This is a genomic window from Mucilaginibacter sp. P5_A6 (genome assembly GCF_056400585.1).
This window is the reverse complement of sequence record NZ_JBFUKZ010000004.1, coordinates 159,754-182,647: the sequence shown is the minus strand read 5'-3', so window position 1 is coordinate 182,647 and position 22,894 is coordinate 159,754. Positions and strand designations below refer to the sequence as shown.

Annotated in this window: 19 protein-coding genes; 11 read left to right on the top strand and 8 right to left on the bottom strand. The window is 41.6% G+C overall.

The features are described 5' to 3' along the window. The first annotated feature begins 139 nt into the window (after positions 1–139). Together tsaD and AC1DO4_RS06370 are read left to right on the top strand one after the other, a co-directional pair. Positions 140–1,141 (top strand): tRNA (adenosine(37)-N6)-threonylcarbamoyltransferase complex transferase subunit TsaD, encoded by a 1,002-nt coding sequence (gene tsaD / locus AC1DO4_RS06375; RefSeq protein ID WP_477413973.1) that lies wholly within the window; start codon positions 140–142, stop codon positions 1,139–1,141. 366 nt (positions 1,142–1,507) lie between these two features. Next, on the top strand, positions 1,508–1,678 hold the full coding sequence (locus AC1DO4_RS06370) for a hypothetical protein (RefSeq protein ID WP_177183727.1): 171 nt from the start codon (positions 1,508–1,510) through the stop codon (positions 1,676–1,678). Positions 1,679–1,851: 173 nt separating this feature from the next. On the opposite strand, the gene AC1DO4_RS06365 is transcribed toward AC1DO4_RS06370, so the two are convergent. Further along, a complete protein-coding gene (locus tag AC1DO4_RS06365) occupies positions 1,852–2,448 on the bottom strand; it encodes a glycoside hydrolase family 19 protein (RefSeq protein ID WP_477413971.1) in 597 nt (198 codons plus the stop codon). Between the two features lie 305 nt (positions 2,449–2,753). Beyond that, complete coding sequence (gene uvrA, locus AC1DO4_RS06360) at positions 2,754–5,687, bottom strand: excinuclease ABC subunit UvrA (protein ID WP_477413969.1); 2,934 nt, start codon at positions 5,685–5,687, stop codon at positions 2,754–2,756. 376 nt (positions 5,688–6,063) lie between these two features. Between uvrA and AC1DO4_RS06355 the strand changes: the two genes are divergently transcribed. From AC1DO4_RS06355 to AC1DO4_RS06325, 7 genes are all read left to right on the top strand, one after another. Then, a complete protein-coding gene (locus AC1DO4_RS06355) occupies positions 6,064–6,303 on the top strand; it encodes a hypothetical protein (RefSeq protein ID WP_477413967.1) in 240 nt (79 codons plus the stop codon). Further along, positions 6,293–6,625, top strand: coding sequence for a hypothetical protein (locus AC1DO4_RS06350; RefSeq protein ID WP_477413965.1), 333 nt, complete (start codon positions 6,293–6,295; stop codon positions 6,623–6,625). The genes AC1DO4_RS06355 and AC1DO4_RS06350 overlap by 11 nt, the downstream gene beginning before the upstream one ends. Positions 6,626–6,970: 345 nt before the next feature. Beyond that, positions 6,971–7,555, top strand: a complete 585-nt coding sequence (locus tag AC1DO4_RS06345; protein ID WP_477405136.1) for an RNA polymerase sigma factor — start codon at positions 6,971–6,973, stop codon at positions 7,553–7,555. 224 nt (positions 7,556–7,779) lie between these two features. Further along, complete coding sequence (locus AC1DO4_RS06340; protein WP_477405134.1) at positions 7,780–7,974, top strand: hypothetical protein; 195 nt, start codon at positions 7,780–7,782, stop codon at positions 7,972–7,974. A gap of 322 nt (positions 7,975–8,296) precedes the next feature. Further along, a complete protein-coding gene (nth, locus tag AC1DO4_RS06335; protein WP_477413963.1) occupies positions 8,297–9,049 on the top strand; it encodes an endonuclease III in 753 nt (250 codons plus the stop codon). A 169-nt stretch (positions 9,050–9,218) separates the two neighbouring features. Next, positions 9,219–10,241 carry a recombinase RecA gene (recA, locus tag AC1DO4_RS06330; RefSeq protein ID WP_477413961.1) on the top strand — a complete coding sequence of 341 codons (1,023 nt, stop codon included), beginning with the start codon at positions 9,219–9,221 and terminating at the stop codon, positions 10,239–10,241. Between the two features lie 364 nt (positions 10,242–10,605). Further along, positions 10,606–12,240: an ABC transporter substrate-binding protein gene (locus tag AC1DO4_RS06325; RefSeq protein ID WP_477413959.1), complete on the top strand. Its 1,635-nt coding sequence runs from the start codon at positions 10,606–10,608 to the stop codon at positions 12,238–12,240. A 131-nt stretch (positions 12,241–12,371) separates the two neighbouring features. Here AC1DO4_RS06325 and AC1DO4_RS06320 read toward each other — a convergent pair whose 3' ends face one another. Together AC1DO4_RS06320 and AC1DO4_RS06315 are read right to left on the bottom strand one after the other, a co-directional pair. Next, the gene (locus AC1DO4_RS06320) at positions 12,372–14,639 is read right to left on the bottom strand and encodes an aconitate hydratase (RefSeq protein ID WP_477413957.1); all 2,268 of its coding nucleotides are present in this window, start codon (positions 14,637–14,639) and stop codon (positions 12,372–12,374) included. Between the two features lie 234 nt (positions 14,640–14,873). Further along, entirely contained in the window at positions 14,874–15,500 is a 627-nt protein-coding gene (locus AC1DO4_RS06315; RefSeq protein WP_477413955.1) for a polysaccharide deacetylase family protein, read from the bottom strand. Positions 15,501–15,594: 94 nt separating this feature from the next. On the opposite strand from AC1DO4_RS06315, the gene AC1DO4_RS06310 reads away from it, so the two are divergent. After that, on the top strand, positions 15,595–17,043 hold the full coding sequence (locus AC1DO4_RS06310; protein ID WP_477413953.1) for a TolC family protein: 1,449 nt from the start codon (positions 15,595–15,597) through the stop codon (positions 17,041–17,043). Positions 17,044–17,083: 40 nt separating this feature from the next. Continuing rightward, positions 17,084–18,421 (top strand): efflux RND transporter periplasmic adaptor subunit, encoded by a 1,338-nt coding sequence (locus AC1DO4_RS06305; RefSeq protein ID WP_477405811.1) that lies wholly within the window; start codon positions 17,084–17,086, stop codon positions 18,419–18,421. A gap of 69 nt (positions 18,422–18,490) precedes the next feature. Here AC1DO4_RS06305 and AC1DO4_RS06300 read toward each other — a convergent pair whose 3' ends face one another. The 4 genes from AC1DO4_RS06300 to AC1DO4_RS06285 form a co-directional block, all read right to left on the bottom strand. Continuing rightward, positions 18,491–19,315, bottom strand: coding sequence for a type 1 glutamine amidotransferase (locus AC1DO4_RS06300; RefSeq protein ID WP_477413951.1), 825 nt, complete (start codon positions 19,313–19,315; stop codon positions 18,491–18,493). A 92-nt stretch (positions 19,316–19,407) separates the two neighbouring features. Beyond that, positions 19,408–20,505, bottom strand: coding sequence for a carboxylate-amine ligase (locus tag AC1DO4_RS06295; protein ID WP_477405815.1), 1,098 nt, complete (start codon positions 20,503–20,505; stop codon positions 19,408–19,410). A gap of 401 nt (positions 20,506–20,906) precedes the next feature. Beyond that, the gene (locus AC1DO4_RS06290; RefSeq protein WP_477413949.1) at positions 20,907–21,986 is read right to left on the bottom strand and encodes an ATP-grasp domain-containing protein; all 1,080 of its coding nucleotides are present in this window, start codon (positions 21,984–21,986) and stop codon (positions 20,907–20,909) included. Positions 21,987–22,094: 108 nt separating this feature from the next. Next, on the bottom strand, positions 22,095–22,802 hold the full coding sequence (locus AC1DO4_RS06285; protein WP_477413947.1) for an alpha/beta fold hydrolase: 708 nt from the start codon (positions 22,800–22,802) through the stop codon (positions 22,095–22,097). Positions 22,803–22,894 lie beyond the last annotated feature (92 nt).

Sequence of the window (22,894 nt, the reverse complement as noted above, 5' to 3'; positions counted from 1 at the left end):
AATAAMTTTGTGTTTAATTAAAAATTCAAAAGTAAAAATTCAAAAACGCCCGAAAAGTTTTACTTTCTGAATTTAATTTATAATCTGTCAATAATAAAGGTCTTTTGACTTTTACCTTTTGACTTTTGACTTAAAAAAAGTGCCTGTAATATTAGGAATTGAATCTTCATGTGATGATACCTCGGCTTCTGTTTGCGTTGATGGTGCAATATTGAGCAATGTTATTGCCAATCAAAGCATTCACGAAGCATACGGAGGTGTGGTCCCTGAGCTTGCCTCAAGGGTTCATCAGCAAAATATTGTTCCGGCTGTTCAACAAGCGTTATTGAACGCAAAAGTAAACAAAAATGATATTGATGCGGTAGCTTTTACACGAGGTCCGGGACTTTTAGGTTCGCTATTAGTCGGGGTATCCTTTGCCAAGGGATTTGCGCTGGCTCAAAAAGCTCCGCTGATTGAAATAAACCATATGCAGGCCCATATACTGGCGCATTTTATTGGCGATCATAAACCAGCGTTTCCGTTTTTATGCCTCACCGTATCTGGCGGGCATACGCAAATAGTACTGGTGAAGGATTATTTTGATATGGAGATCATCGGCCAAACTTTAGATGACGCGGCCGGCGAAGCCATGGATAAAACCAGCAAAATTTTAGGCTTGCCGTATCCCGGCGGACCGCTGATTGATAAATACGCACGCCAAGGTAACCCGGATGCCTATAAGTTCCCCGAGCCGCAGATCCCTGGCTTTAATTTTAGTTTTAGCGGCTTAAAAACAGCTATACTTTATTTTATAAGGGATAATGTTGCTAAAAATCCTGATTTTATCGGCCAGAACCTGCCGGATATCTGCGCCTCTGTTGAGATGCGGATTGTTACCATATTACTAAACAAACTTCAAAAAGCTGCAAAGGAGCATGGCATAAAGCAGCTGGCTTTGGCGGGTGGAGTATCGGCCAATACAGGTTTAAGACAAGGCCTGCAATCGCTTTGCGAAAAGAATGGCTGGGAAAGCTTTATTCCTAAAATGGAATACTGTACAGACAATGCCGCCATGATTGCTATTGCCGGTTACTATAAATATTTAAATGGAGACTTTGTAGGGCAGGAAGTTGCACCTATGGCGAGGATGATATTTTAGCCCCCAGGCCCCCTAAAGGCTACCGTGTGTGCACATGTTTAAACAAGATTTTGAAAAGGCACTCCGTTAGGAGTGAAATGTCGGTAGAATAGTTAAATACCCCTCCCTTTCGTGCCGTAGGTACGAAACTAACCACCAAGTTTGGCTATTTATCAATGTTCATTTGACCTGAAAAGTTCAATAGTGACGTACCTACGGCACGTAGAGCAATTTTTTCTCTTTTTCTACCGACATTTAACCCCTCTGGGGTTTTTTCTAAAATTTGTGTGTACACAGTTGTTCTAAAAGGAGAGCGGTCGAAGAGAAATCATTAACTTTGTAACTAATTAAACATTCTCCGCCGGTTGGCGGAGGTTAAGGGGCTATATGAACATTCCATCATTAATATTCTGGGCGGTATTTGTACTGCCGCTGGTTGCATTTTTAGTTTGGCTTATGCGCCAGGATAAAAAAAAGGGCGTTACCGGGCTTATTGTACTGGCCATTACCGTTATTGGCGGTATTATTTACATGTATGTTAAAACGGGTGGTAAATAGTTGGTTATTGGTTGATAACGCCGACGTATCGATTGTTTTTTACGAAAGTCGGTTTAAAATAAATAGACCGTCATTGCTTCGTACCAATATATGACAAGTTGTAGAACCCCAGACTTACGAAGTTTTTAAAACTTCATAAGTCTTTCGCGGGTTTGTCATTCGCTCTTTCAGATTTAAGCCATAGCAACCTCTTCGGTTAAACCTTTGTAAAATACCTGCGCGTAGCCGGCTATAGTTTGGGCGGCATCGAGGCCATTGATTATTTTGCGGGCGTTTACCCAGTCGGTAACCTCATCATTAAAATATTTACCCAAACCAACACCGGTGAATAAACCACCGGTCATTCCTTTTACCAGGATGGCCGCGGCTATCGAGGGCTCTAAAGCCATTTCGGGGTTATTAAGTAAATCGATGTGTAGCAGCCGGCCCATGTTTTCATAGTTTTCATACCAGGTTAACTGTACATAGCCCCGGCCATAGTATAATTTATCGGGTGTGCTGTAAGGGATGCGATGGCCGGGGCCGCCACCCATTTTAAACTTTTCGCCATAAGGGTGCCCGGCGCCTTTGCCAAATTCGTTTATGGGCTGCATTTTTTTGGCGCATTCATGAAAAACGGTAGCCAGCATGTAGGCCACTTTGCGTTCATCAGTAATACCGGCATCTGTAGTAGCTTTTAATATGGTTTCGATACCATCAATCTGGCTTTGGGCCATATGACCGCCAAACATCGGGCGGACATCGTCATAAAATTCTTTTGTACCTGGCATGATCTTAAAGGTTATTGGTTAACAAAAAAAGAAAAATATGCAAGCTAAGCGCTTGTTTAAAAGGAAGATATAGAGTGTTTAGGCTTTGTAGAGTAAATGTAAATATTCCTGATCGGAATATCAAAATAAAATTTAAGCTGAAATGAGTGAAGGGAGACAATGCATATAATTCCGTCTGCCGCATGTATATCCAACCTGGAAATGGTCCCTGGATATAGTTAGAGACGCAAGTATGCGCCTCTATAAAGAAAATCCCATAATCCGAAAAATCTGTTTAATCCCGGTTCTGATATAAATCGATGACCTTACTTCCCAAACCGCTCCTTTAAATAATGCCCGGTATGTGATTTTTTCTCTTTGATAAGTGCCTCGGGTACGCCTTCAAATACAACTTTACCGCCACGATCGCCGCCTTCGGGACCGATGTCGATAACCCAGTCGGCACATTTTATAACATCCATATTATGCTCAATTACAATAATGGTGTTACCATGTTCCAACAGTGCATCAAACGATTTAAGCAGTTTTTTAATGTCGGCAAAATGCAGCCCGGTTGTAGGCTCATCAAAAATGAAAAGCGTTTTATGCGTATTGTTACCCTTTACCAGGAACGATGCCAGCTTAATACGCTGCGCCTCGCCGCCCGAAAGTGTGTTAGACGACTGGCCCAATTGCACATATCCCAAACCAACATCAACCAAAGGTTTTATTTTGGAGATAATTTTAGGCTCTTTGGCAAAGAACTGCAGAGCCTCATCAATGGTCATATGCAGCACTTCGGCTACGTTCTTTTCGTTGTAGGTAATATCAAGTATATGCTGTTTAAAGCGGTTGCCGCCACAGGTTTCGCAGGTTAAAAATATGTCGGCCATAAACTGCATCTCTATCTTCACCTCACCCTCGCCCTGGCAAACATCACAACGGCCGCCCTCTACGTTAAATGAGAATGCAGATGGCTTTAACCCAGCGGCCTTGGCTGCCGGTTGTGCAGCATACAGGTTACGGATCTCGTCCCAGGCTTTTACATAGGTAACCGGGTTTGAACGCGACGAACGGCCGATAGGATTTTGGTCAACCAGCTCTACCTGTTCAATTTTTGCGTAATCGCCGTCAATACTATCATATGATCCGGTTTGTTCGCCAGAGTAATTGCCCAGCGTTTTTTGAAGCGCAGGCGCCAGGATGCGTTTAACCAAACTTGTTTTGCCCGAGCCGGATACACCTGTAACCACGGTAAGTATGCCCAACGGGAATTTAGCGTTGACCTGTTGCAGGTTGTTTTCGCGCCCGCCTTTTATCTCAATAAAATCATTCCATTTGCGGCGCGTGGCAGGTATGGCAATTTCTTCCTTCCCGCTCAGGTATCTGCCGGTCAGGCTGTTGTCGTCTTTTATAATCTCATCATAAGTGCCGGTAAATATCAGTTCGCCGCCATGGGTACCTGCTTCGGGACCAATATCAATGATATGGTCGGCGGCTTTCATGATCTCTTCTTCGTGTTCAACCACCAACACCGTATTGCCTACATCCCGAAGGGATTTAAGCACACCTATTAATCGCTGGGTATCGCGCGGGTGTAAGCCGATGCTTGGTTCATCCAATACATATACCGAGCCCACCAGGCTACTGCCTAAAGAGGTGGCCAGGTTAATCCGTTGCGATTCGCCGCCCGATAGTGTGTTTGATAAACGGTTAAGTGTTAAATAGCTTAAGCCCACATCATTCAGGAACACCAGGCGGTTGGTGATCTCCATTAATAAACGCTTGCCAATTTTTACATCAGTTTCGTTTAATTGTAAACCCTCGAAAAATAATAGTGCTTTATCCAGGGGCATTAATACCACATCTGTTATTGAGCGTTCGTTGATCTTTACGTATGAGGCATCCTGGCGCAAACGACTGCCCATACACTCGGGGCAAGTGGTTTTACCCCGGTATCGCGACAGCAAAACACGGTACTGAATTTTATAGGTTTGCTCCTCCATCTCCTTAAAAAATTCATTAAGGCCGCGGAAGAATTTATTGCCTGTCCACAAAAGCTTTTGCTCTTTGGGGGTAAGCTGGTTATACTGGCGATGTATAGGGAAATCGAATTTCAGGGCATGCCTTACTAAATTATCGTTCCACTCGCGCATTTTTTCACCACGCCATGATGCAATGGCGCCTTCATATATCGATTTGCTTTTATCGGGGATCACCAGGTCCTCATCAATGCCAATAACCTTGCCATAGCCTTCACATTTTTTGCAGGCGCCGTAAGGGTTATTAAAGCTGAAAAAATTTGGACTGGGTTCTTCAAACTTAATCCCGTCCAGTTCAAAACGATCACAAAAGAAGCGTTCTTGCTCTGTATCAGCCTCCGGTTCCTGGTAACGCACATAGCAGTCACCTTTGCCTTCAAAAAAAGCTGTTTGTATAGAATCACCTAAACGGCTTACGGTTTCATCTTCTTCGTTTTTGCTGATCCGATCAACAACAATACGTACCGCGTTATAAGTGGCGAGTGACGACTGGTGAGTGGTGAGCTGTTCGGTTTCACTTTGCTTTTCGCCTTTCGCCTTTAAGCTTCCTTTCACCTTCAGGCTTTCGCCTTTCGCCTCCTCAATAAGCCATGAGCCATCATCAACTATGCTGGTATCTTCTAATAAGGCTTCAATTTTTGACAGTTTGCCCCGGTATTCAACCCTTACAAAACCTTTTTGCATTAATACCGCAAGCTCTTCTTTTAAGCTGCGGTTATTGTGCGGGTATAATGGTGCTAATAAAGTTACCTGGGTTTCATTGGGCAGCGATAATATAAAATTAACTACATCGGTCACCGAATCTTTTTTTACAGGCAGGCCCGAAATCGGCGAAAGGGTTTTGCCTATACGCGAGAAAAGCAGTTTGAGGTAGTCATAGATCTCGGTTGAGGTACCTACAGTTGAGCGTGGGTTTGAAGTGATCACCTTTTGCTCAATAGCGATAGCAGGGGCAATGCCTTTAATGTAATCCACATCGGGCTTGTTCATGCGACCTAGAAACTGGCGCGCGTACGAGGAAAGGCTCTCTACATAACGGCGCTGGCCTTCGGCATAAAGCGTATCAAAAGCAAGTGATGATTTGCCCGAACCCGACATGCCCGTAACTACAACCAACTTGTTTTTGGGAATAGCCACATCCATATTTTTAAGGTTATGAACACGTGCCCCCTTTATGATGATATGTTTCGACGGATCTTTTTCTGCTTCTTTACTCATAATAGTTAATAGCCCATGGTCCATAGCAGTCATGAAATTAACATGGTCTATGGACTATTGACCGTGGTCTTTTTTCCAAAGTGCAAAAATCCTAAAATATTTAGCAATATCCAAATCGGTTTTACTTTGTTTGGTTGTTTATATTCAATTAATTATCGAGTTTACAGTTTGCTGACTTTTAATTATTTATGCTGATAATTTAGAAAAGACTTTAAAGGGAAAATGCATAAAATTTAATTTTGCTCAAAGGTGCTGAGGATTTTGATTTTTTACTTCGCGTCTTTGAGTGGAAAAACTTATTGCCTTGGGTTACAACGAATAATAACGCTTTTAATATTTGATATCATTTTGTAATTTTACCATACAAACGCATATTATGACTACGCTGACTGTAAATATTGACGACAAAAAAACCGAGAAGGCTATTAAGGCCGTTTTGGATGCTTTTGGCTTGGATTACAATATAAAACAGGATACAAACCCCGCTACCCGTCCGCTAACTAAATCGGAACAGGTAATGTATAATCGTTTAAAAAAAACGGCAAAAGATATCAAACTTTATAAAGAAGGAAAGATCAAGTTTCAGGATGCAAGAGAATTTCTAAATGAGTTATAAAGTTATCATAGCTTCAGAATTTGCCAAAGAAGCTAAACGAATTGCTAAAAAACATCCCGGCATAAAATCAGATATTGACAGGTTAATAGGTGATTTAGAAACAGATCCTATTATTGGTATCAGCCTGGGTGGGAATTTTTATAAGATCCGTATATCAATTACCGGAACCGGGAAAGGAAAATCCGGAGGAGTACGAGTGATTACTTACGTGATATTAGATGATGAAACAGTTCTTTTAACAGAGATTTACCTTAAAAGTGAATATGATACCGCAGATGTTGATGCGCTTATACAGCGTTTAAAAGATCAGGGTTTAATATAATGTCCGCCTGGTCAATTAAAAAAGATGACTCCCCTTTATAAAAGCACCATCAAACCCTGTTTCCAGGCAATTAAATGCAGAAGTTGTAAGAAATATCTTGTTTTAGATTAAACCTTTTTAACTAAACCCTGTCTAATGCTAAAGCCTAAAATTTTCAATAGAAAGGGGCTTAATTACCCCAATCAACCTGATAGACAGAAGTAAATAAAAAAATATAATTTGTTTTTTAAGATAGAAATTGTTTTATTTGAGGTAACAATTTCTTAACCCCTAAAGAGCAGACTATAGAAGATACTTTACTTTTAAAAGATTTTTAACTAAAATTAAGTTTAAGTAGTACGTTCTATGGATTTTCAATTGAAGAGTGATCAGGATCTAATCCATCAATACATTGCCGGCGACGAGGCAGGACTGGTAGAATTGATAAGGCGATATCAATCAAAAATATACACCTCTATTTATCTGTTGGTAAAAGACGAATACCTTGCCGAAGATATTTTTCAGGATGCATTTATAAAAGTAATTAATACCCTTAAAGCCGGAAAGTATAACGAAGAAGGTAAGTTTTTACCCTGGGTAACGCGTATTGCGCATAATTTGGTTATTGACCATTTTCGCCGCGAAAAACGTGCCCCAATGGTAAGCAACGGCGACGACTTTGATATTTTTGAGGTGTTGGGTAATTACGATGAAAGCACCGAGGATAAGATGGTGCGGGCACAAACCTATAAAGACCTTAAATCGCTGATACAACTTTTACCTTCCGAGCAAAAAGAGGTATTGATTATGCGCCACTTTGGTGATATGAGTTTTAAGGAAATAGCCGATATAACCGATGTTAGCATAAACACCGCTCTCGGCCGTATGCGTTATGCGCTTAATAACCTGCGGAAGATGATGCAGGGTAAGGAAATGAGCCTCAAAAATTAACTATTAAGTTACAGGATTAAATTTTTTATCTGAAATCCGGTTATTGATTAATTATCAGTTAACCGGATTTTCTGTATAAATGGCTTTATTGTACTGAAAATCAAATAGTTAATAAATAAATCCCAAAAGCCAAAATAAAAAAATTTCATTTAATTTTCATTTAACAAAATATTATCTTTATGGCATCGTTATAAATCGTATAAAATTTATAGTAAAAAAAGCTTATGGATGAAACCTTTACAAGAACATTAAATGCAACTGCTAACCAAGCACAGATGAACGAGAATGCACAAGAATATCTGGATGCAGACGATATGATTTTTTATAATTCTATTCGTGCTGATTTGGACCTTTTAACAAAGAAGCCCAAACTGCAAACCATACACCAGATTCTGGATTACTCCAAGAGCTTACGTTAAGTATTGCCAACCTCACTGGTTCATAAATCACAAATGTTGATTAAGGTTACCCGATGCGAATCGAAATAACCAAAAGCCAATAAGTGATTTATGAACCTTTCTATTTTATTAGTTCATTGTCGCTGCGCTTGTTCATTAGTTCAGTGGTTCATTGGTGAATGGTTCGATAAATTTTATAGCTGATATTTTAACGGTTTTGCCAATTGCGATTTATTGAGCATAATTGCAATGTATTGGATATGCCGCAAAACTAATAAACAACCGGGTTAACGAACTATGCAGCTACCAATGAACTAATGAACTATTGAACCAATGAACTAACATGCTGAAAGCCGAACGTTATCGCCATTTTGTTGAATATTTTTCTGAGCAGCAGCCTAACCCGGTTACCGAGCTGCGCTATAATAACCCATTCCAGTTACTGGTAGCCGTTATTCTATCGGCGCAGTGTACCGATAAGCGGATTAACCAGGTAACGCCAGCGCTGTTTGAGCGTTTCCCTACACCCGAAGATTTGGCGTCATCTACCCCCGAGGAGGTTTTTAACTATATCCGCAGTGTAAGTTATCCTAACAACAAGGCGAAGCATTTAGTGGGCATGGGCAAAATGCTGGTTGATGTATTTCACAGCGAGGTGCCCTCAGGGATTGACAACCTGCAAAAAATGCCGGGTGTTGGCCGTAAAACTGCTAACGTTATAGCTTCGGTTGTATTTGAAGAGCCGGCAATGGCTGTTGATACGCACGTATTTAGAGTGGCCAACCGAATAGGTTTAACTAATAACGCAACTACGCCTTTGGCGGTAGAGAAACAATTGATACAACACATTCCTAAAGAGTATATAGGAGTGGCCCATCACTGGCTGATACTGCATGGGAGGTATATCTGCGTAGCCCGAAGCCCTAAGTGCGAGGTTTGCCCGCTAACCTGGTTTTGCAGGTATTATGAACGCAATAATACCGAGGCCGCATTATTACGTGCCGAGGCGGCCAGGATCAAAAAAGCTAAAGAAGCGAAGAAGAAAAAGGCTTTAAATACAATTAGCAAAGAGTTGAAGAAGCGGAGTGTGGAGTGAGGTTAATCAGGGGAATAGCTGATTAAGTGCGTGGTTAGTTTTGTATATTTGATAAACGTAACTACTCATTTAATAAACCTCATCTAATCGCTCACCAATCAAAAAATAAATACTAAAAAAATTAGTATTTGTAAATAAAAGATTTATATTTGTTGAAGAAAATTTGAAGATGGCTAACATAGATAAAAACAATTCGGATAAATTAAAGGCGCTGCAGCTTACGTTGGATAAGCTGGAAAAATCGTACGGAAAAGGTACCATCATGAAATTGGGCGATTCCGTTATTGAGCCTACAGAAGTAATATCAACCGGCTCCTTAGGGCTTGACATAGCCCTGGGTGTTGGCGGCTTACCTAAAGGAAGGGTTATTGAAATATACGGACCGGAATCATCCGGTAAAACTACACTGGCAATCYATGCCATTGCAGAATCACAAAAGAAAGGCGGCATTGCAGCATTTATTGATGCAGAGCATGCTTTCGATCGTTTTTATGCCAAAAAATTAGGAGTTGATGTAGAAAACCTGCTGATCTCTCAACCAGATAACGGTGAGCAGGCGCTGGAAATTGCCGATAACCTGATCCGCTCGGGAGCTATTGATATTTTAGTTATCGACTCTGTTGCCGCGTTAGTTCCTAAAGCTGAGATTGAAGGTGAAATGGGCGACTCAAAAATGGGTTTGCACGCGCGTTTAATGTCGCAGGCTTTGCGTAAGTTAACCGGAACCATCAGCAAAACCGGGTGCTGCTGTATTTTCATCAACCAGTTACGCGATAAAATAGGTGTAATGTTTGGTAATCCCGAAACTACCACCGGTGGTAACGCTTTGAAGTTTTACGCTTCGGTACGTTTGGATGTACGCAGGATTTCACAGATCAAGGATACTGATGAGGTATCCGGTAACCGCGTTAAGGTGAAGATTGTTAAAAACAAAGTTGCGCCACCATTCCGTATTGCTGAGTTTGATATCATGTTTGGTGAAGGCATCTCCAAAGCCGGCGAGATCATCGATCTGGGTGTTGAATACAACATCATTAAAAAAGCAGGTTCATGGTTCAGCTATGGCGAAACCCGCCTGGGCCAGGGCCGTGATGCGGTTAAACAACTAATATTGGATAACCCCGAACTGATGGAAGAATTGGAAGCTAAAATTAAAGAAACCGTAACAGGTGAGCATTTAGCCGAGGTGTAACACGATTTAAGGATTAACAGGATTGGCAGGATTTTTTGATTGTCCAATTCAATTTTGAATAATTTTATCCATATTAAAAAGCCTTCCGTTTTGGGAGGCTTTTTGCTTTTGTTGGGATGGGTTGAGTTTGATGCTGCAAAGGTGCAGGTTTGGTCACCAAAAGAATATGGAAAGGTGCATGAAAGGTATGTGCACAGATGCTCATAAGTGTACAAAATAATTGTCCTATTTTGCTGCTTTAACTATTAAATGACGAATTGCTAACGCACAAAATCAGTAATTTACTAATTGAAAACCTTCATCGCTAAGTAATAAATCAGCGGTTAGCTAACGTGTCAATCCAAAATTGATATATTAGCTTGTGATGAATAAACTGCTCGTATTGTTGCTTTTGGTGCAGATGGTTCTGCTTTCGGCATGTCATACAAAATCGCCGGGGTCGCATAAAACAGTTTTCAATATCAACATGGAGGAGGGCCTTACCTCGCTCGATCCTGCCTTTTGCCGTAACCGGTATACCATCTGGATGGATAACCAGGTTTTTAACGGATTGGTGCAGGTTAACGATAGTTTAAAAGTTACCCCATGCATAGCTAAAAGCTGGGAGGTATCTGCTGACGGATTGCTATATACTTTCCACCTGCGTAACGATGTTTATTTTCATGATGATCCGCATTTTGTAAATGGGGTTGGTCGTAAAGCTGTTGCCTCCGATTTTGTATACAGTTTCGGTCGTTTGATTGATCCTAAAGTGGCTTCATCCGGCTCATGGATCTTTAGCGATAAAGTAGAGGGTAAAGCTGCTTTTTTTGCGCCCGATGATAGTACGTTCCAGATTAAACTAAAGCAACCCTTTGCCCCTTTTTTGAGCATGCTTACGGCACAGTATTGCTCTGTAGTGCCAAAAGAGGTAGTAGAGGTTTATGGTAAAGATTTTAGGAGCCATCCTGTTGGTACGGGGCCGTTCAGGTTTAAGTATTGGAAAGAAGGCGAGGTGTTGGTACTCCTTAAAAATGATAAATACTGGGAGGTTGATAATAAAGGGAAACAGCTGCCTTACCTCGATGCTGTAAGGGCAACCTTTATTGCCGATAAACAAACCTCGTTTTTGGAGTTCATAAAAAAGAAGCTCGATTTTTTAAATGATATTGATGGCAGCTACCGCGATGATATTCTCACCAAATCGGGCAAGGTTACGCAGAAATATAAAGGCAAATTCATACTCAATACGGCTCCATACTTAAATACCATGTACCTGGGGATATTGGTAGATAGTGACCTGACTATTGTTAAAAAATCGCCGTTAAAGATATTAAAGGTGAGGCAGGCTATAAACTATGCTATCGACAGGCAAAAGATGATCAAGTACCTACGCAACAGCATGGGGACGCCGGGGTATTCAGGCTTTATACCGCAAGGGATGCCCGGCTTTAATGGTAAATGTGTTAAAGGCTATTCATATGACCCGGAAAAAGCGCGAAGACTGCTGGCAGAAGCAGGTTTTCCCGATGGGAAAAACCTGCCCGAAATTTCCTTGGCCACTACAGTAGGGTACCGTAGCCTCATTGAATATGTACAAGGCCAGTTGGATAGGATTGGTATTAAAACCAGTGTTGAAATTACACAAGGGGCCAGCCTGCGGGAGTTAGTATCCAAAAATGGCATCAATTTTTTTTACGGCCAATGGATAGCAGATTATCCTGATGGTGAAAATTACCTGTCGGTTTTCTACTCAAAAAATAAGATCCCGTTTGGCCCCAACTATACCGGTTTTAACAATAAAAAATTTGATGCCCTGTTTGAACAAACCTACCAGGTGAAAAATGATTCGGCCCGTTACGCGCTTTATCAGCAAATGGATAACCTGGTAATGGAGCAATCGCCGGTGGTGGTATTGTATTATGATAAGTTGGTGAACCTTTACCAGAATAACATCTCTGGCTTTAGCTTGAATGGGCAGAATTTGTTGGTGTTGAAGAGGGTGGTGAAAGCCCTATAACTCCCCAAAAGGGAAATCCTTAACGTCATTACGTAATAGCACGGAAAAATTCCCGGAATCAATAAAAAAGCCTCCCCAAAAGGGAGGCTCAAAAATTATGAAATCCGAAATCGAAAGTCCAATATCTGAAATTAAGATACCATTTGTCTTCTAATGATGTTCAACGCACCGCCAGCCTTAAACCACTCAATTTGCTGAGCATTGTAAGTATGGTTAACCGGGAACGAATCAACAGAGCCATCTTTATGGTTTAATACCACGATTAACTGTTTGCCGGGGGCAAATGCTGTTAAGCCGATGATATCAATGCTATCATCTTCCTGGATCTTATCGTAATCGTTATTGTCAGCAAAGGTGATACCCAGCATACCTTGTTTTTTAAGGTTGGTTTCGTGGATACGGGCAAATGATTTTACCAGTATGGCGCGTACACCTAAATGACGGGGCTCCATTGCCGCATGCTCGCGTGAAGAACCTTCGCCATAGTTTTCATCGCCTACTACTATTGAACCGATGCCATTCGCTTTGTAATCGCGTTGGGTGGCGGGTACAGGGCCGTATTCGCCGGTGAGTTCATTTTTAACGCTATCGGCAGTATTGTTAAAGTAGTTGATAGCACCGATCAGCATATTGTTTGATATGTTGTCCAGGTGACCACGGAACTTTAACCATGGACCAGCCATCGAAATATGGTCGGTTGTACATTTACCTTTAGCTTTGATCAATAATTTCAAGCCTTTAATGTCGGTGCCCTCCCATGCGGTAAACGGCTCCAATAATTGCAAACGTGATGATTTTGGATCAACCAAAACCTGTACCTGGCTGCCATCTTCGGCAGGTGCCTGGTAACCGGCATCTTCTACTGCATAGCCCTTAACCGGCATTTCAATACCTAATGGTTCGTCAAGTTTTACTTGCTCGCCATTTAAATTGGTTAAAGTATCAGTAAGTGGGTTAAAAGTTAAATCACCTGCAATAGCCAAAGCAGTTACAATTTCTGGCGATGCCACAAACGCATGTGTGTTGGGGTTGCCATCCTGGCGTTTAGCAAAGTTACGGTTAAACGATGTGATGATAGAGTTTTTGCGGGTAGGATCGTCTGTATGACGGGCCCACTGACCAATACAAGGTCCGCAAGCGTTAGCCAATACTACACCGCCCATTTGAGCAAAGGTATCCAGGTAGCCGTCACGGTCAACTGTGTAGCGTACCAATTCTGATCCCGGGGTGATAGTAAATTCGGCCTTTGTTGTAAGGTGTTTATCGATAGCCTGTTTTGCGATGGATGCAGAACGGGTGATATCTTCGTATGAGGAGTTGGTACATGACCCAATCAAACCGACTTCTAATTTTGCAGGCCAGTTATTTTCTTTAACAGCTGTTGCGAATTTAGAAATAGGCCATGCCAGATCTGGTGTGAAAGGACCGTTAATATGTGGTTCCAGTTCAGACAGGTTGATTTCGATAACCTGGTCGAAATATTGCTCAGGGTTGGCATAAACTTCGTCGTCGCCTGTTAAGTGTTCTGCAACGGCGTTTGCAAGCTCGGCAATATCAGCACGTTTTGTTCCGCTTAAGTAGGTCGCGATTTTTTCATCGTAACCGAATACAGAAGTGGTTGCGCCAATTTCGGCACCCATGTTACAGATGGTACCTTTACCTGTTGCAGAAAGTGAACGTGCACCTTCACCAAAATATTCAACAATAGCACCGGTACCACCTTTTACAGTAAGGATACCTGCTACTTTCAAAATAACGTCTTTAGCTGATGTCCAGCCAGATAGTTTGCCGGTTAATTTAACACCGATCAATTTAGGGAATTTAAGCTCCCATGGTAAGCCGGCCATAACGTCGCAGGCATCGGCACCGCCAACACCAATGGCTATCATACCTAAACCACCTGCGTTTGGTGTATGTGAATCGGTGCCTATCATCATACCACCCGGGAACGCATAATTTTCAAGAACAACCTGGTGAATGATACCGGCTCCTGCTTTCCAGAAACCAATACCATATTTATCAGATACCGAAGCCAGGAAATCATAAACCTCGCGGTTAATATCAATAGCTGTATTTAAATCGGCAACGGCGCCAACTTTTGCTTGTATAAGGTGATCGCAATGTACCGTAGAGGGTACCGCAACCTGCGGCCTGCCTGCCTGCATAAACTGCAGCAAAGCCATTTGCGCTGTAGCATCCTGCATGGCTACACGGTCTGGTGCAAAATCAACATAGTCAACACCGCGGCCAAATGCCTGTTGGGCATCGCCTTCAGAAAGGTGGGCGTATAGTATTTTTTCGGTTAAAGTTAAATGTTTACCAGTCGCTGTACGGGCAGCATCCACGCGGCTGCTGTAGCGATCGTAAACTTTTTTGATCATATCTAAATCAAAAGCCATTTGTATTTGATTTTTAGGTGAAAAGTAAAAGAAATTGACACTAAACCCCTTAATAGAAGCGTAGTGCGGCGAATTTACAAAAATTACAACTAAAACCTGTCAGTCAACTATGTAAATGTTATTTGGAGTTGTTCTAAATAAAGGTGTTGAGTTTGATTGGGTTGACTGGGTTGGTTAAGGTTACTTTTCAGTCAATAAGTTCATTGGTTTTTTCTTTTTGATGAAGTCGTCCAATCAACGCAGCCCAATCAACTTAAATTCATACCCTTCTTTACTCCACTCCTCCATCGCCCTTGGCAAAACATATTCCAGTCTTTCAAAAGCTTTTAAACTGTCGTGAAATACCACCATCGATCCGGCCCTGGTGTGTTTCAATACATTTTTAAGGCAGGCTTCGGGTTTTAGGTTGATGTCGAAATCGCCGCTAAGCACGTTCCACATGATGATTTTAATATTAGGGCGGGCAGTTTTAAGGTCCTTAACCTGTTGTTTTTTGATGCGGCCATAAGGCGGGCGAAAAAGATCGGTATCTAATATTTTATCAGCAAGTAAAAAATTATCAACGTAGATTTTGTTATCAGTTTTCCATCCCCTTAGGTGGTTATAGGTATGGTTGCCTATAGCATGCCCATCGTTAACTACTTGCTTAAAAATATCGGGATGTTTACTTACATTATCGCCAATGCAAAAAAATGTGGCTTTAGCCTTATATTGTTTTAAAATATTTAATACAAAGGGTGTAACAATAGGTATAGGTCCATCGTCAAAAGTGAGATAAATACAACGGTTGCTTTGGTTTACGTTCCAAATTAGTTCGGGATATAGCTTTTTTAGTAGCCAGGGAGTTTTAACCAGGTACATGTCAAATTCGAAATTAAATGTTAAATTTTCCGATATATAGAAATCAACATTGCAATGTAGTCAACAGTTGCTTACCATTGTATAGAAAAACCTTATGAAACCAAAATTACTATTATCATTTAAAGCAACTGTTATTTGTACCTTCCTGTTTTCGGCAATTAGCTTTACGGCTAATGCGCAGGAAGTGATTACATTGCAAAAAGCGGTCGATCTGGCATTGGAGCGTAACCTTACCATCAAGCAATCTCAATTTACCGAAGCATTGGCCGTTGAAGATTTAAAGCAATCAAAATATAACCAGCTGCCAAACTTAACTGCAGGTCCGCAGGCTTCGTTTAACTTTGGCCGTAATATCGACCCTTCGACTAACCAATTCATTAATCAGCGTATTTTTGCGTTAAACGGAACAATTCAAAGCCAGGCAACTTTGTTCCAGGGTGGGCAGTTACGCAATACCGTAATTCAAAACAAGTTGTTGCTTGATGCAGATAAAACAGCGACTGCTAAGGTTAGGAACGACCTGGTACTTAATGTAGTGACCACCTATCTGCAGGTATTAACCAACCAGGACCTGGTAAAAGCCGCACAACAGCAAATTGATATTTCAAAAATAACTTTGGATAGAGCTCAAAAAAACTTTGATGTTGGCAACCAAACACTGGCCGATCTGGCGCAGGCAAAAGCGGCAGGCTCAACAGCAGAGCTGAATTATACTAATGCCGAAAATGCGCTGGCGCTTTCCTTGCTTACGCTAAAGCAATACATGGAAATGGCCCCACAAACAGATATTACCGTTGAGAAGCCAGACATAAGCAAACTGACAGATATAAAAACATTGTATAACGCCGAGGAAGTGTTAAAAACCGCAATGGCTGTTAACCCGGATGTGTTATTAGCCGAGCAAAGGGAAAAAGCGACACAGCAAGGTATAAAAATAGCACAAGGTAATTATTATCCAAGCGTTGTTTTGTTTGGGCAATTGGGTTCAAACTATTCTGATGCCCGTACTTTATTTGGCGGTGTTACGCCTACAGGACGGGTAGATACAGTCGGCTTTGTTAACGGCAACCCTAGCCAGCCGGCAACATTGCCGAATTTTACAGCTGTATATAACAAGTATCCGTTCTTTAAGCAACTAAGCGACAACTTTAACCAATCAATAGGGGTAAGCTTACAGATTCCGATATTTAACCGTTTTAGCGCCCGCACATCGGTACGTAAAGCCAAAATACAATATGAAAACGCAAAGCTAACATCACAACTGGCCCGCAATAACCTGAGTAAAATTATTTACCAGGCAGTATTGGATGTAAAATCTGCCGAAAAATCGTATCTGTCTTCAGCCCAAACTTACCAGGCAAATAAAGAAGCATTTAATATTATACAACAGCGTTATACCGTTGGTTTGGTAAATTCATTGGATTATAATACATCATTAACTAATCTTAATAAATCGCAGTTTGATATGATTGAGGCGCAGTATATGGTTGTATTCAGAGCTAAGGTTATTGATTATTACCTGGGCAATCCTATAACATTATAATTATAAAAATCTAAAACCGTAAATATCCAAACTCATTATCATGGGAAAAACTACTAAATATATTCTGATAGGGCTTGGCTCTCTGGTTGTTCTGCTGATCATACTTAAAGCGACAGGTGTAATAGGTAAGCCGGCTTTAACACAGGTGGCTACCGAAAAAGCTGATGTACGCGTAATAAATGAAACGGTATCTGCCAGCGGCAAAATAAAACCACATATTGAAGTTAAAATAAGCCCCGAAGTTTCGGGCGAGGTAGTTGAACTGCCTATAAAGGAAGGAGACGTGGTTAAAAAAGGACAGTTGCTTTGTAAAATCAGGCCAGACATATTAAAATCTGGTTACGACCGTGCAATTGCATCATACAATACTCAAAAGGCAAGTGTAGGTAACTCCGGCCAGATGCTGAAACAAGCCGAAGCTACTTTTAACAACCAGGCCGGTATTTTTAAACGCAGCCAGGAGCTTTATAAAAACAAAGTGCTTACGGTATCAGAATTTGAAAATGCCAAAGCAGCGTTTGAGGGTGCAAAAGCATCATTTGAGGCTGCAAAGCAAAACGTTATTGGTTCGCAATTTGGTTTGGCTCAATCACAGGCATCAGTTAAAGAAGCTCAGGATAACCTGGCTAAAACAACTATTTACTCACCTGTAGATGGTGTAGTATCTAAACTTTCAATTGAATTAGGCGAGCGTGTTTTGGGTACACAGCAATTTGCAGGTACCGAGATCATGACCATATCTGATTTGAGCAAAATGGATGTTAATGTTGATGTAAATGAAAACGATATTAACCGCATCTCTTTGGGCGATTCATCAAACATCGAGATTGATGCGTTTTTAGGCAAGAAATTTACCGGTGTGGTTTCTGAGATAGGAAGTTCGGCCAATGTAGTGGGTACAACTGCCGACCAGGTAACCAACTTTACCGTTAAGGTTAGGATTAACGCTGCATCATATGCAGGTTTGCTTAAAAAAACTGCTGATAACCCGTCGCCGTTCCGTCCGGGATTGACAGCTACAGTTGATATTAATACCAACCAGGTTAAATCGTTATCGGTGCCAATTCAATCGGTAACTACCCGCGAGGAGAAAAAAGAGCAGAACGGTCCACCGAAGAAAGATGATGACAAGAGCAAGCCGCAAATATCGCAACCATCTAAAGAATACGTTTTTGTGTTGAACGGCAACAAACTTAAACAGGTGCAGGTAACTACCGGTATTCAGAATGATACTTACATCCAGGTATTAAGCGGTCTTAAAAGTGGCGATGAAGTAGTATCGGCTCCGTATGCAGCTATATCAAAAACACTGGCCGACGGCATGGTGATTGAAAAGGTTGACAAAGGGAAGTTATTTAACGCGGATGCTAAACAGTAAAACATAACCTAAATTTTTATAACGAAGCCGCAGCCAGTAAAGGTGCGGCTTTATTATTTATAAGGAAGTTTACGAAACGCCCTGTAAGCTCATTATCGCCTGATTTAAAAAATTAGGGATAAGAGTGTTTTGCGTAAGGGTGATCTTTTCAGGATCGGCAAGGTGTTGCAGCATTTCTTTGTATTTCACATCGCCATGTTCGTTTATAACTTCGTCCTTTTTTTCTTCTTTTAACAAAAGATTTCGCATCCCGTTGGCATCAGCTTCGGGGTGAAACTGTGTAGAAAAAAAATACTCATTAAAACGGATGGCCATCATAGCCCGGGGAAGGTCAACGTGGGGGCGTTCTTTTTCAATAGCTACCAATTGCATGTTTAATTCCTTAAACCGTTTTCGGTTGGGGTTTATCACCTGCCAGCTGCGCGAATCCACAGTATAAAATGGTTCGGCAAGGCCTTCAAAAACAGGTTCGTTGAAGCCTTCGATAGTTTTATTAACGGGCAATACCCCAAATGATGGTGAACGGCGGGTATTAATATCACCCAATTCGTATTTACGACACATCAGCTGGAAAGAGTGGCACACAAACAACGCATGTTTTTTATCTGTATTGTTTGATAAATTATGATCTTCCAGTTTGTCGGTCAGCCTGAAATATTTCTTTTCCCATTCTGTGCCCTCATAAAGCGGATTACCGGGACCTCCGCTTGAAATATAGATATCAAAATCGAGTCCAGGTACTTCGCATCCTCTGCGAACATCAAAAATTTTGTAGGTAATATTTAAATCGTGCTGTGTTTTGTACCTGTTTAAAATATCCTGGAAACCGCGCATACCCTCGTTCGCTATCCCATCATACAGATCAAGTATGGCTACTTTTATTTCCGGTTTCATAAGCCCTCTAAATCTCCCCCGGTAAAGGAAACTTTTGTTTTTTTAATAATATATAATATAAAAGCCCTCCCTACCGGGAAGGGTTTGGCTGTCTATAGCCCCTTCAACGTTTGCGAGGTAATATAGTCAACCACGTCTTCAAAGTTATTGTTTTGCTGGTAAACGGCCAACTGCCTGTCGGCGCCGGTGCCGTGTTCCAGTATTTTGTGTACGTATTGGAGGTCGTCGCGCGAGCCGAGGTCATCAACTACATCGTCAACAAAATCAAGTAATTCCAATATGAGCGACCGGGTATTTACTTCCATTTCTTTACCAAAATCAATCATCTTTCCATCAATACCATATCGTGCGGCGCGCCATTTGTTCTCGTTAATAAGCGCACGTGAGTAGGTAATGAACTTCATGTTCTGTTGCCTGAGTTTATATAGCTTGGCGCACAGTGCCTGGAAAAGCGCAGTGAAAACAATTGTTTCATCAACCAGCATGGGGCAATCACAAATGCGGAATTCGATAGTTTCGAAAAACGGATGTACCCTGATATCCCACCAGATCTTTTTGGCATTATCGATACAATTGGTTTTTACGAGCAGTTTGATGTAATTATCATACTCCTCAATGCTGCTAAAATAATCAGGAATACCAGTGCGTGGGAATTTATCAAACACCTTTGTACGGAATGATTTAAACCCGGTATTACGCCCTTCCCAAAAGGGCGAATTGGTTGACAGCGCGTAAATATGCGGCAAAAAGTACCTTACCTGGTTGGCAATATGAATGGCCATATCCCGCGATTGGATGCCAACGTGTACATGTAAGCCAAAAATAAGGTTTGAGCGGGCAGCATCCTGCATTTCATCCACTATCTCGAAATATCGTGGATGATCGGTGATCAGTTGGTGTTGCCAGTGCGAGAACGGGTGTGTTCCCGCGGCTCCGATACGCAGGCCGATATCACCTGCAAGCTGGGCAACCGTAGTACGCAGTTTCCCTACTTCTTTGCGGGCTTCCTGGGTGTTTTTGCAAATATGAGTACCTACTTCCACTACGGCCTGGTGCATTTCGGCCTTCACCTGGTCCTCATGGATCTTTTGCGCACTATCCACAATTCTTTGCTCATGCGATTTTAGTTCCCTGGTAACAGGGTCAATCACCATAAATTCTTCTTCAACACCTAAGGTAAACTCGTTCATAATTGGTTAGGGTTATGATAGCAACGGATATAAAACCTTCAGAGTTCGAAAGATTTTTTCCGGGGACTACTGTGTGTATCCATTTTATATATCAAAAACTGTCGTGTGTTGCGTTCGCAACAGGTGAAACAGTAAAAAATTTTATCTATTTGATAGTTAGTAAATTATGAATTGTCATAAAATACAAAACGCAACAAAACCGCAACAGCAGAAGAAAAACAGCGGCTATCAAGAGGCAAAACTTTAGGTTTCTAAACCGGGTGATTCCCCTATTTAACCGCAACTTTCCTCGTTCCCAAAGTAAGGAATCGCACATTCACCAACCCTTTTTATCGCCCGGCAAGTCGCTTGTCCCGGGAAGCCGATCCGACCAGTTGGGGGGCGGCATTGCCTGGATTAGATTACGCTTTCACCGCTTTCTTCGCTTTTACCACCTTCTCTTTCTTTACTTTCCCGTCAGTCTCAATAGCATGATCAATCGTGCCTACAGATACATCTGCCTTGGCGGGTTTAGGTTTATTAATACTTACCAATGGCGTTTTTGCTGCCGATGTTTTCACATATTCGCCCCAGGTAAGGTTATCAATGCCGTCTTTTTGTTTTTTGGCGCGCTCTATGGCGTAATCGGCGGCGGTTTCTACCACCCATTCAAAGTTTTCCTGGCCTACACTGGTTACTTCGGCATCAGGGGCCGGGTTGCAAAAATCAATAGCATAAGGCACCCCATCGCGGATAGCAAACTCAACCGTGTTAAAGTCGTAGCCCAAAAACTGGTTAAGTTTTATCACATAATCTTTAACCGTTTCCAATAATTTTTTTGATGCGGGCGCTTTGCCATGCTCGTAACGCAGGTGATGCGGATTACGGGGCTCGTACTGCATAATGCGTACATGTTTGCCGCCAATGCAATAACAACGGAAGTAATCATCAAAAATAACCTCTTCCTGCAGCATCATAACGTACTGTTTCGTTTGGTTGTATTTATCAAAAAAGTCTTCCTTGTTTTCCAGTTTATAAACCTCTTTCCACCCACCGCCGTCAAATGGTTTCATATAGGCCGGGAAACCCACATAGTTAAATATACCTTCCCAATCTAAAGGATAAGCAAGGTTACGGAATGACCTGTCGGTTGTATCATCAGGCAGATCTTTTGATGGCAGGATTACAGTTTTAGGTACCGGTACGCCAATTTTAACAGCCAGCGCGTTGTTAAAAAACTTTTCATCGGCACTCCACCAAAATGGATTATTGATAACGGCAGTACCGCAAATAGCTGCATTTTTTAATGCCGCGCGATAGAACGGCACATCCTGCGAAATACGGTCGACAATTACAGCGTAATCCAAAGGCTCGGCCTGCATTACTTTATCAATGCGGACAAACTCCGCCGAAATATTTTTCTCGGCCTTCTGGTTTATTCGATCCACAAATGCCTGTGGGAACGAATTTTCCTGTCCGAATAAGATGCCTATTTTTTTCATAGTGTTTTGTTTTAGGTTGCCGGTTGCTAGTTGCCGGTTTCCTGTTGTTTTTGTATTAGTGTAGATATTGTTGTTTCTGTCTTGATTCTTGTCTCTTAACTCTTGATTCTATTTAATGGTTGATAAATAATGTGGAAACATTTCCTGCCATATCGGCCAGTCGTGACTGGCATTCGGGCGGATATCCAACCAATGGTTAATGCCTTTATTGTTTAAAATGTTTGATAGCTGAATATTATAGTCTTTGCAGATATCATGTTCTGACGTGCCGAGGATAATGTTTATCTGCCATAATTCGCTACGATCGCTGCCTGGCAAATAATCTATCGGGTTGTTATAAAAAATATCATCATTGTAAAAACCATCGGTAAACATTTTAATATCAAATGCACCGCCCATCGTAAACAGGTGAGCCACTTTCTCCGGGTGTTTAAAAGCGAAATTGGCCGCATGATATCCACCGAAACTACAACCGGCAAGGGCTACTTTGCCTACGCCGGTTTCGTGCATAGCCCAGGGTGCGAGTTCATTAAGCAACATTTTATCGTACCAGCTGTAGTTACGTGCCCGGTCGGCCGCATGGATACCTTTGTCGTACCAGGTACGGTCGTCAAGTGTATCGGGACAGTAAATTTTCACCAGGCCTTCATCTACAAACCATTTCACGCTATCTATTAAGCCAAAATCCTTGTTTTGATGATAACGACCTTTGGTTGTTGGGAATAGGATAACAGGAAAACCCCTATCGCCGAATACCAGCATTTCAACGTGTAAGTTTAAGTTGGGCGAGTACCAGCGGTGATATTTTTCTGTCAAAATGGTCGGTTTATGTTTTCAGAATGTAAGTTAAGCGGTTTAACTGAAAAAGGCAACTAACTGATAAATAAAAACATTAGCTTAATAAATTA

Excerpts from the sequence above, each read along its gene's own strand:
- AC1DO4_RS06340 (WP_477405134.1), top strand. The coding sequence starts at position 7,780 with ATGGATGAAACCTTTACAAGAACATTAAATGCAACTGCTAACCAAGCA.
- AC1DO4_RS06295 (WP_477405815.1), bottom strand. The coding sequence starts at position 20,505 with ATGAACGAGTTTACCTTAGGTGTTGAAGAAGAATTTATGGTGATTGAC.
- AC1DO4_RS06370 (WP_177183727.1), top strand. The coding sequence starts at position 1,508 with ATGAACATTCCATCATTAATATTCTGGGCGGTATTTGTACTGCCGCTG.
- AC1DO4_RS06310 (WP_477413953.1), top strand. The coding sequence starts at position 15,595 with ATGAAACCAAAATTACTATTATCATTTAAAGCAACTGTTATTTGTACC.
- AC1DO4_RS06305 (WP_477405811.1), top strand. The coding sequence starts at position 17,084 with ATGGGAAAAACTACTAAATATATTCTGATAGGGCTTGGCTCTCTGGTT.
- AC1DO4_RS06365 (WP_477413971.1), bottom strand. The coding sequence starts at position 2,448 with ATGCCAGGTACAAAAGAATTTTATGACGATGTCCGCCCGATGTTTGGC.
- AC1DO4_RS06315 (WP_477413955.1), bottom strand. The coding sequence starts at position 15,500 with ATGTACCTGGTTAAAACTCCCTGGCTACTAAAAAAGCTATATCCCGAA.
- uvrA (WP_477413969.1), bottom strand. The coding sequence starts at position 5,687 with ATGAGTAAAGAAGCAGAAAAAGATCCGTCGAAACATATCATCATAAAG.
- AC1DO4_RS06350 (WP_477413965.1), top strand. The coding sequence starts at position 6,293 with ATGAGTTATAAAGTTATCATAGCTTCAGAATTTGCCAAAGAAGCTAAA.
- AC1DO4_RS06325 (WP_477413959.1), top strand. The coding sequence starts at position 10,606 with ATGAATAAACTGCTCGTATTGTTGCTTTTGGTGCAGATGGTTCTGCTT.
- AC1DO4_RS06320 (WP_477413957.1), bottom strand. The coding sequence starts at position 14,639 with ATGGCTTTTGATTTAGATATGATCAAAAAAGTTTACGATCGCTACAGC.
- nth (WP_477413963.1), top strand. The coding sequence starts at position 8,297 with ATGCTGAAAGCCGAACGTTATCGCCATTTTGTTGAATATTTTTCTGAG.
- AC1DO4_RS06290 (WP_477413949.1), bottom strand. The coding sequence starts at position 21,986 with ATGAAAAAAATAGGCATCTTATTCGGACAGGAAAATTCGTTCCCACAG.
- AC1DO4_RS06355 (WP_477413967.1), top strand. The coding sequence starts at position 6,064 with ATGACTACGCTGACTGTAAATATTGACGACAAAAAAACCGAGAAGGCT.
- AC1DO4_RS06345 (WP_477405136.1), top strand. The coding sequence starts at position 6,971 with ATGGATTTTCAATTGAAGAGTGATCAGGATCTAATCCATCAATACATT.
- AC1DO4_RS06300 (WP_477413951.1), bottom strand. The coding sequence starts at position 19,315 with ATGAAACCGGAAATAAAAGTAGCCATACTTGATCTGTATGATGGGATA.